General features: G+C 42.1%; 2 protein-coding genes. Both read left to right on the top strand.

Features of this window, described 5'->3' with window-relative positions; translation table 11 throughout:
- The coding region (locus QZL64_RS13580; RefSeq protein ID WP_296309722.1) for an ABC transporter substrate-binding protein at positions 1-530 on the top strand (530 nt) is incomplete at its 5' end.
- A partial coding sequence (locus QZL64_RS13575; RefSeq protein ID WP_296309719.1) for a FecCD family ABC transporter permease occupies positions 505-1020 on the top strand: 516 nt, incomplete at its 3' end. The genes QZL64_RS13580 and QZL64_RS13575, both read left to right, overlap by 26 nt.

Raw genomic sequence — 1020 nt, 5'->3', positions numbered from 1 at the left:
AAGAGTACGAGTATATACTTCAGATTGGTGAAATCGTTAATAGAGAAGAGAGAGCCAAACAATTAGTTCAGAGTTTGGAGCAACAGGTTAATCAAGGTCGTGAACTGGGACTTTCACAAGGTAAAAAGCCCCTGGCTCTTATTGTAGAGTTGGAAGGCAAAGACTTGCGCTTATACAATGAAACTACATTAGCCGGTAATATCATTGAACAAGTAGGCGGGGAACTTTTATTGCCACAAGAGGAGCGTACCGGTTATGAGGAACTGATAACTTTGAATCCGGATGTATTATTTGTTGTAATTGTAGAGTCGGAGTATAAGAATGCCGATAAAATAGTTGCTCGTTTATACAATAATCCTGCTTTACAAAGTTTAACCAGTGTCAAAAAACATTCGATTAAAATTTTACCGTTGTATGCCGTTTATTCTCCGGGAATACGGGTTAAAGACGGCATTCAAATTATTGTAGATGGATTGTATCCGGAATTGGCAAAGGAGGGGCCGCATGAAAAATTGGTTACAGGCAACTAAATACACAACGGCCGCTTTAACTTTGGGGATAATACTGGCGTTAGCAATGTTTTTAGCTCTCACCATAGGAAACGTGAGATTACCGAATTCAGTTATTTGGGAGACGTTGGTTAACGGGTGGAATAGTTCATTGCCTATAGAGGCCCCGGGACAAGGGGGAATTCATGATATTGTTTGGTTGTTGCGTTTCCCAAGAATTTTAATGGCGGCTCTAGTCGGTGCCGGCTTAGCCGTTAGCGGTGTAGTCATGCAGGCTATTGTCCGAAATCCTTTAGCGGACCCCTATATTTTAGGAATTTCTTCGGGAGCTTCATTGGGAGCGACCGTGGCTATTTTGTTTGGCCTTTCGTTTACTTTTGGTGATAATTCTGTTGGCATTATGGCTTTTATGGGTGCTTTCGCCATTTCGTTAGGCGTAATATTCATCGCCAATATGGGTGGCCGTGCAAATTCCACTAAATTGTTGTTGGCAGGCTTAGCTTTGAGCGCA

Origin of the sequence: Veillonella sp. CAG:933 (genome assembly GCF_000431435.1) — a bacterium.
In the GTDB taxonomy this organism is placed as follows: domain Bacteria; phylum Bacillota; class Negativicutes; order Veillonellales; family Veillonellaceae; genus Veillonella_A.
This window is presented reverse-complemented; position numbering and strand designations above follow the sequence as displayed.